Raw genomic sequence first — 7,908 nt, forward strand, 5'->3', positions numbered from 1 at the left:
CAGCAACTGGTCAATGTCGTCCACGCCATTGGTGCGAAAGTACGGCTTGTTACTCTTGCGATTGATAAAATCTGTAATCGGAAAAGCCAGTTGATCGATCATGTCGTTCATCACCAAATTGCGAAATGTTGTGGGCAACAAGTCTTCGCTCAAATACGGTTGCATCGTGCAGGTGGCTTCGGCGCCGAAGCCAATGTCGGTATATTTGCCCGGCAGCACCGACATGGGAATCCGCACTAAATTAAGCGAATAACCCGGGGCGTCGGCGGTATCGTCTCCCTCGTTAATCCGTCGCAATTCCTGCAAGTGATTTAAGAACCGCGCTCTTTCGTCAAGGATCACCGTCGGTTCGAGCTGGATGCCCGTCTTGGCGTCGGCAAATTGAATGCCCAGCGGCGGAGTTGTTCCACCCACGGGGTTTCTACTGATGTTCGAAAATGCGCCGAAGGCATCGGGCAATTCGGGAACGGCCAGATTTCCACTGGAATTGTTCGAAGTTGAGGTGGAAGACGGGCTGGGAGAGGCCGACGTGGTATTCGTCGACGGCGCAGAGGAAGAACTGGAGCTACTGGTTGTCGCGGGTTCCTTGGCAGCGGCTCTGCCACGTGGACTGGCGGCAGCGCTGAGGGCAAAGGCGTCCGCAAAATACGCTTGATCAGATTCTGAAACCGCTCCTTGCAGCGTGGTTGCAAACGACGTCAGTTGCGACGCCATCTGCTGCTCGAATTCCTCACGGTATCGCGTCAATCGGGCCTGGCCCCAGACGTCCGGCTGTTTGGCCACGACGCTGCCGTACTTTTCGATATGCCCCTCGAGCTTGTCCAAATCGTGCGCCAGCGCCTCGACCGTAGGCTCCTTGCAAACTTCTAAATCGTCGCCGTGCCCTTGGCGTTCGGCATGCACAACTTGGGAAACCGGCGGCGCAATCTGAAACGTCTGACACGAACAGGCCAGCAATAGACCGACGGCGCAAGCACCCAATACCCGGAATGATCGAGACGAGAACATGAGCCCCCCAAAGAATGCTTCTTTGCGCAAACCCGGCCTATAAAAAGAGCCGTTGCATGCGGCCGGCCGCATGGGCTTTTTATCGTCCTCCAGAGGGGGGTCTAGTTAAACCAATTTGGGCGCCTGTGCGAACTGTATCAACCATAGGGAACTCCATGACATCGCCGTATCTACTTTGGTGGCAAGAGAATAGCCTGGCTCTCCGCGATGAAGCCTCAACGGAAATAGAACCGTTGGTGGTTTAGAACCCCCCGATATAACAGTGTAAACTTGGGGTTTGTCATTCTGGGGGAGTTGATCCCCCACCTCCTTCAGATAAACTAGGCCATGCTGGTTGAATTGGAGGGTTTCGGAAATCTCGGTCGCGGAGTTAAGGCGGAGTGGATGTCATCAATTCGCTAATTTTGGAGGACTTTAACGATGAAACCCGTCTGTCTTCTCTTAACGGTCCTCGTGGCACTGCCTGCCTACGCCGCTGACGAGACCTATGTTTCGAAACTCACTACGTTAGCGCTCAATTCAAAGGAATGTGTTTCTCAGCGCGGCGCCGCCATCGACATGCTCGGCCAACTGGGCGCCGACGGACTGGGCACGCATGTGGACGATGCCGTCCATTGCTTGGAGCAAGTGTTAGAAAATCCCAAGACCGAGGAATCCCAAGGGGGAGCGTTTTTAAAACTCCAAGCAGCCGTAGCCTTACAAAACATTGGGCCCGCCGCGCAGGACTCGCTGGCAGCGCTCAGCGGGGCTGTCGGAGACGACCGCTTTCTGAATAAGGCAATCTATACGGCCGCAGAGAAAATCACCCCACCGCCCGCTGCTTCTGCGACAACCGGGAGCGACGGTTCGACGTTGTCGCAAGTGACGATTGCCTTGGGCAGCAAGAATGCATTGGAACGCTTGCTCGCCGTAAAACAAGCGGAAAATCAAGCCGATGTGATCCTAGATAGTGTTGCCAATTTAATCAGCACCGACCCAGATCGGGATGTCCGCCACGAGGCGGCGATTATCACCAAACGCCTGATCGACAAAAACAACAAAGGTGACGATGTGTTGCGCAGTCTGTATGTCGATAAACTCGTAAAACTGCTGACCAATAAAGTCGACGGCGACATCAGCAACGACGACGAAAGATTGCAGGAGAGAATCTTTGCCGCTGCTTCGTTGGCGGCAATCAAAAAGAACAAAGCGCAATTTCGCATCTCCTGGACGACAGCGTTTGGCGAACTAAATATCTTGGCACAAGACGCTAATGAAGATCCCCTGGTGCAGGCCATCGCCAAAGCGGCCACCGCCAGCGACAAGTCTGATGACAGCGACGATGAGACAGCAACCGACGGAAAAACCGGCAGCGCGCCAGCAGGTGGAAAAACTGGCGGAAAGACGGGCGACGGGAAGGCAGCCGGCGGGAAGTCTGGCGATGGAAAATCGAGCGCTCCGAAGAGCCCCTCGGGAACTTAATTCCCGCCGATTCAAGCGATCAAGGCTTACTCCTCGTCGAGCTTTTCCAGCTTCGACTCCGCATGTCGGCCCGAGGAGCGAACCAATAGAACCAATCCCAGTGCCAAGCACAAAATCACCAATAGCGCGGGCCAGGTATCGCCGTGCGGACCCGATAATCCATTGGTTCCCTCGGCCAAAGCCTCCCCCGGACACGTCGCCATGCCCCAGCCGATCAATGCGGCCGGCCATGCACGGCGGAGTCCGCGACCGGCAGATCGAGAGAAAGCATGCAGCTTGCGACTGAGATTCATGCGCAACACCAATTCGTTCATCCTTCGGTAATCGTCAGGTTCCACCCGCATCGGATCTCGCCAATCCGCGGTTCATTCGCTCCGATTTTGAATCAGCGAATGGGCGGCCGCTTCATTTTACCACGCCGCCGAAAAAGCAACAGCCGGCTCGTCGACCGCTTCCGGCTCGTCAACTTGGCAAAAAAACTCCTCCACTGGGGCCGCGACACGGCGAAAATCGCGGGTCGACATGGCCAGCGTGTCCCAAGCCGCCGATATGGTGTGCGCCCGGGCCGTGTAATCCGCCAACCGGACTCCCAAAAAGCCATACAGACGCCCACCGAAGGCAAACAGTTGCTCGGCCGGCAGTGGGGCGCGATCTCCCACAATGTCGTAGGCGAATACAAACAGCCCGCTGAATGACGGGCCGAACAAGCGCTGCCAGGCCGTCAGGCTGCGCAGATCATCATGCGTCGACCAATTTTTCCAGTACTGCTTTTGCCCGCCTGAGGGAAAGCGGCGTCCCTTGACATCGACCAGCCACGACGGACCCAGCGGCGTCGAGACGATAAAATCCAAGCTCTTTAGCGACGCATCACCGAACAAAGCCCGCTTTTTTTCATCCACGGCCACGTATGGAATTTGCCGCTGTCGCAAGAACTCCTCAAAGGCCACTTCATAATGATTATCGCGTTTCGCCATGCCTCCCATTGTAACCGCTATCGAGAGAATTGTGAATCAAGACTTGTTGAACCACAAAGACGCCCAGGCGTCTAACGCCATCGCCCGATGTTACCCTTGTCCCCGCTCGTACAATGATTCCATCCTAGCATTCGTTCGTTGGGCAACTTCGCAGAAAGGAAGCCACCCATGATCACCCTTCGCAAAGCCGCCGATCGGGGTACGACCCAAATCGATTGGCTCGACAGCCGGCACTCGTTTTCCTTCGGCGATTATTACGATCCCCGCCACATGGGCTTTGGGCCGTTGCGGGTGATCAATGAAGATTTCGTGCAGCCGGGCCAGGGCTTCGGCATGCACCCGCACCGTGACATGGAAATTATCACGTACATTGTCAGCGGAGCGCTGGAGCACAAAGACAGCCTTGGCAGTGTTTCTGGTTCTCATGCCGGGGGCTCGGTCATTCGCCCCGGCGACGTGCAGCGGATGACCGCCGGCACGGGCATTCGCCATAGCGAATTCAACCCGTTGCCGCAGGAGTCAGTACACTTGTTGCAAATTTGGATTTTGCCCCAGCGGGCCGGCCTGGCGCCCAGCTACGAGCAGAAAACGGTGGCGGCGGCGGACAGAACGAACCGGCTGCGGTTGATTGTTTCGCCCGATGGGCGCGATGGCTCGGTGACCATTCACCAACAGGCCGATGTATATGCGACGCTATTAGAACCGGGCAAAAAGGTCACGCACGAGTTATCGGCCGGCCGCATCGCGTGGCTGCAATTGATTCGCGGCGACATCACGCTCAACGGCAATTCTTTGAAGCCCGGCGACGGCGCGGCAATCGAACACGAAACTCGCTTGGAAATCGCGGCACATTCCGCCGCCGAGCTGCTGCTGTTCGATATGAACTCAGATTAAATAACTCCCTCTCCCCTTATGGGAGAGGGCCGGGGGTGAGGGGTAAGAGATTCGATGAATTAACGTTGTCCTACTTGCGCTTGCGCAATTTGTTGCACGACATCCAAGAGAAACAAATCCTCGCCGAAGCTACCCAACAGCGACAAGCCCAGCGGCAACTCGACGCCGCCCACCGTCACGCTCGACAGCGGCAACGACACCTGCGGCAGACGGCCGATGCCAGCAATGGACGTCAGCGACAATGCCCGCTTGTAGTAGTCGCCGACGCGCTGGTCCAACCCCAGGCTTCCTTTCAGGGGCGCCGGAGCGGGCGTCGTGGGAATGCACAGCAGATCGGCGGGCCCCAGGAACTTTCGCAATGCCCGATAATACTTTTCGCGCCGCACCATGGCGGGCAACACCCGGCGGCGATCGAGGGTTTTAATCATTTCGAAATTGTTGGTCGTGACCGGCCCGAACGTCGGCTTGCTCTCGGCAATCCACGGCCCCAGCGAGTTTTCAATCTCCGACCATTGGATCACACAGTAGGTTTCGAACCAAGAGTCAAAATTCGCCGGCGCAGGCTCATCGCCGCCGAGAATTTCCACAAGAGACGTTTCATGCAGCGCCGAGCCAAATTGTTTCCGCAAGTTTTCAATCGCCGTTTGATGCGCCTGTGAAACGGCCGGCTCGGCCAGCGCGAAGGCTTCTTTTAACACGTGAATATATGCGGGCTTGGCGAGTCTTTCAGTTCCTGCCGCCGCCCGCGGATTGGCCCCCAACAATACGCCAGCGGCGCGAGCCAACAACTTGGCACTGCCAGCGTGAAGTCCGACAGTGTCGAACGTGGGAGCAAACGGCATAACGCCGGCCACGGAAATAAAACCGTGCGAGGGCCGCAACCCCCAAATGCCGCAATTGCTGGCCGGAAAGCGAACCGAACCGCCGGTATCGGTGCCGAGGGCAAAATCGGCCAATCCACAGGCGACGGCCGATGCCGAACCGCTGGACGATCCGCCCGGCACGCGGTTCGGCGCTCGCGGATTCAGCGGCGTGCCGTAAAAATGATTTTCGCCAATCAGACTGAACGCCACTTCGTCGGAAACGGTTTTACCGATGCAGCGGCCGCCGGCCGCCAGCAATTGCTCCACGCACACCGCATGGCTGCGGGCCGGCGGATGCGTATCGCGCCAACTGGGATTGCCGCAGCCCGTTTTGCGGCCGGCGATATCGATCAAATCCTTGACCGCAAATCGCAGCCCGGCGAGGAGACCATCGCCGGTTGGCGGCAGCTCGCAAGTTTCAATGAAGGCCCCGCTTTGTTCGATGGTGATGCCCATCGCTGCTCCTCCGCTTCGACCGGCGCGACACGGTTGTGTAATTCAGAACACCGGCTGCAACTGTTTCAGCCGCGCTTCGGTTTCGGCCATCAGCGCGGTTTCGGCCTTTTCGTCGGTCGCCTCGTACGTGACGGAGAACCGCAGAAACGGGCCAGCATCGTCCCACGGGACCGTGATGATGGAATGTTCGTTGATGAGGTATTGGCTGGCGGCCTCAGCATTCTCGAATTGGACGCCGCCGGAATGTGCGTGGCCCGATTTCGCCCCGGCAAACGCCTTGGGGCTGCGCGTGTACAAAAAGTACGTGCCGCCGGGCATTTGGCAGGTGAAGCCGCAGCGGCGGAGTGTTTCGACCAGCTTCCGCAAGCGGCGTTCGTATTTGGCACGCACCTGGCGGGGAATAACGTCATCATCCAGCGCGGCAGCCGCCGCCTTTTGAATGGCGATGAATTGGCCGCTGTCGCTGTTGTCTTTCACATCGGAAAAAGCCCGTACAATCCGTTCGTGGCCGCACACCCATCCCAGCCGCCAGCCGATCATGTGAAATCCTTTCGACATCGAATGAATTTCCACGCCGACCTCTTTTGCGCCCGGCACACTAAGAAAACTATGCGGCGGGCGGTCGTAACTGAGCATGCCATGAGCCGCGTCTTGAATGACTACAATTTTGTGCTTTTTGGCGAATTCGACAACTCGCTTGTAAAATTCCGGCGTTGCCGTTTTGCCTGTCGGACTGTTGGGATAACAGAGCACCAGCAGCTTGGCCCGGCTCAGCACATCGGCGGGAATGGACTGCAAATCCGGAAAGAAATCGTTCTCTGCCAGCAGCGACAGCCGATGCACCGTCCCTCCGTAATACTTCGTGTGTGTGCCGGCAACCGGATAGCCGGGTACGGTCATCAGTGTGACATCGCCAGGATTAATGAACGCCGCCGGCAACATGGCCAGCGCCGTTTTCGAGCCGATGCAGTGATTGACTTCGGTCGCCGGATCAAGCTGCACGCCAAAGTTGCGATGCATGAACCGCGCCGCCGCCGCCTTGAACTCGGCGATGCCATTGTCAGCATAGCCTCGATTTTCAGGCCTGTTGATTTCGCGGGCCATAACAGCCCGGATGCTTTCCGGCGCCATTTCGTCGTTCTCGCCGATCCCGAAATCGATCAGCGTGCGCTCCGGATGCTCGGCCAGGGCCTTCCGCTTGGCGCGTTTGATTTTTTCGAACTTATAGATCTCGGTCCCCTTGCCGTAATTGGCCCCGCCAATACGTTCGGCAAACCGGGATTGAAAATAAGGATCGGACATGGAAAGTGGTCGGTTGTCAGTTGTCAGTGGTCAGATTGTTTCCCGCTACGATGCTACAAGAATTACGCGACCCGTCAAATTACCGCAGGGTTCGCGCCTGGACAAGCCACGCTGCGAATCGGCGGATTTTCTTCAGATTTTTGAATAAAACCGCGGCCCGGCAGGCTCTTTATAATAGAAGCCATCGATGGCAGCGAACATGCAATCACTGGCGGCGCGGCTGACACGCGGCGAAGAATCTGCTTTCGCCGAGTTGTACGACGCTTGCGCCGATCGATTGTACGGTTATCTATTATCGTGGCTCCATGATGCCGACGGCGCCAGCGACGTGCTCCAGGCTACGTTTGTGCGTGCGGTGCAAAATCGGAAGCGATTCGCGAAAGTCGAAAACCCGGTGGCATATTTGTTTCAAATGGCTCGCAACGAAGCGCTGCGCACAGTCCGGCGGGAAAAACGTCGACCAGAACGAAAAGCAACGAATTATGCGGAGGAAAAGTACAGTGTCGCCCCGGCTGCGCACGACGATGCAGAAATGGCGGCGGCGGCGCTCGCTAAGTTGAACCGAGATGATCGTGAGATTTTAGAACTCAAAATTTATGCCGGACTGACTTTCCAGGAAATTGCTCAAACAACCGGCCAGCCTGCGGCGACCGTGGCCACCCGCTATCGCCGTGCGTTGGAAGCGTTGCGGCCTTGGTTGGCAAAACAACTCCGATAACCAATTTCACCGAATTGATTCACAAGCAACATTCCCGATTTACGGCCCTTATTTGTGAGAACCCTTGTTATGGACAATTTACCGCTCGATCCACTGGAGCAGCAGCTAAGCACTGCCTTACGTGCTTCCACGCCGGATGAATTGCGCACTCCGGTATTGGCGGCGGTGCGTCGCCAGTTGGCTGCACAGCGATGGGAACGCCGTTTAGGACGAGTTGCGGCAGGGATTTTGG

Annotated in this window: 8 protein-coding genes; 3 read left to right on the plus strand and 5 right to left on the minus strand. The window is 57.1% G+C overall.

Features of this window, described 5'->3' with window-relative positions; genetic code table 11:
* Window positions 1-1,008, minus strand: a 1,008-nt coding sequence (locus VMJ32_07370) for a hypothetical protein (protein ID HTQ38830.1), incomplete at its 3' end; no start/stop codon positions are given.
* A gap of 420 nt (window positions 1,009-1,428) precedes the next feature.
* On the opposite strand from VMJ32_07370, the gene VMJ32_07375 reads away from it, so the two are divergent.
* On the plus strand, window positions 1,429-2,469 hold the full coding sequence (locus tag VMJ32_07375; GenBank protein ID HTQ38831.1) for a hypothetical protein: 1,041 nt from the start codon (window positions 1,429-1,431) through the stop codon (window positions 2,467-2,469).
* A gap of 26 nt (window positions 2,470-2,495) precedes the next feature.
* On the opposite strand, the gene VMJ32_07380 is transcribed toward VMJ32_07375, so the two are convergent.
* Both VMJ32_07380 and VMJ32_07385 read right to left on the minus strand, forming a co-directional pair.
* Window positions 2,496-2,813: a hypothetical protein gene (locus VMJ32_07380; GenBank protein ID HTQ38832.1), complete on the minus strand. Its 318-nt coding sequence runs from the start codon at window positions 2,811-2,813 to the stop codon at window positions 2,496-2,498.
* Window positions 2,814-2,879: 66 nt separating this feature from the next.
* Window positions 2,880-3,443, minus strand: coding sequence for an HYExAFE family protein (locus VMJ32_07385; GenBank protein HTQ38833.1), 564 nt, complete (start codon window positions 3,441-3,443; stop codon window positions 2,880-2,882).
* 168 nt (window positions 3,444-3,611) lie between these two features.
* Here VMJ32_07385 and VMJ32_07390 point away from each other — a divergent pair, with 168 nt between their 5' ends.
* Window positions 3,612-4,337, plus strand: coding sequence for a pirin family protein (locus VMJ32_07390; GenBank protein HTQ38834.1), 726 nt, complete (start codon window positions 3,612-3,614; stop codon window positions 4,335-4,337).
* Window positions 4,338-4,396: 59 nt separating this feature from the next.
* Here VMJ32_07390 and VMJ32_07395 read toward each other — a convergent pair whose 3' ends face one another.
* Together VMJ32_07395 and VMJ32_07400 are read right to left on the minus strand one after the other, a co-directional pair.
* On the minus strand, window positions 4,397-5,656 hold the full coding sequence (locus tag VMJ32_07395) for an amidase (protein HTQ38835.1): 1,260 nt from the start codon (window positions 5,654-5,656) through the stop codon (window positions 4,397-4,399).
* A 42-nt stretch (window positions 5,657-5,698) separates the two neighbouring features.
* Window positions 5,699-6,958 carry an LL-diaminopimelate aminotransferase gene (locus tag VMJ32_07400; GenBank protein ID HTQ38836.1) on the minus strand — a complete coding sequence of 420 codons (1,260 nt, stop codon included), beginning with the start codon at window positions 6,956-6,958 and terminating at the stop codon, window positions 5,699-5,701.
* A 187-nt stretch (window positions 6,959-7,145) separates the two neighbouring features.
* Between VMJ32_07400 and VMJ32_07405 the strand changes: the two genes are divergently transcribed.
* Entirely contained in the window at window positions 7,146-7,676 is a 531-nt protein-coding gene (locus VMJ32_07405; protein HTQ38837.1) for an RNA polymerase sigma factor, read from the plus strand.
* Window positions 7,677-7,908 lie beyond the last annotated feature (232 nt).

The organism is Pirellulales bacterium (assembly GCA_035499655.1).
Taxonomy (GTDB): Bacteria; Planctomycetota; Planctomycetia; order Pirellulales; family JADZDJ01; genus DATJYL01.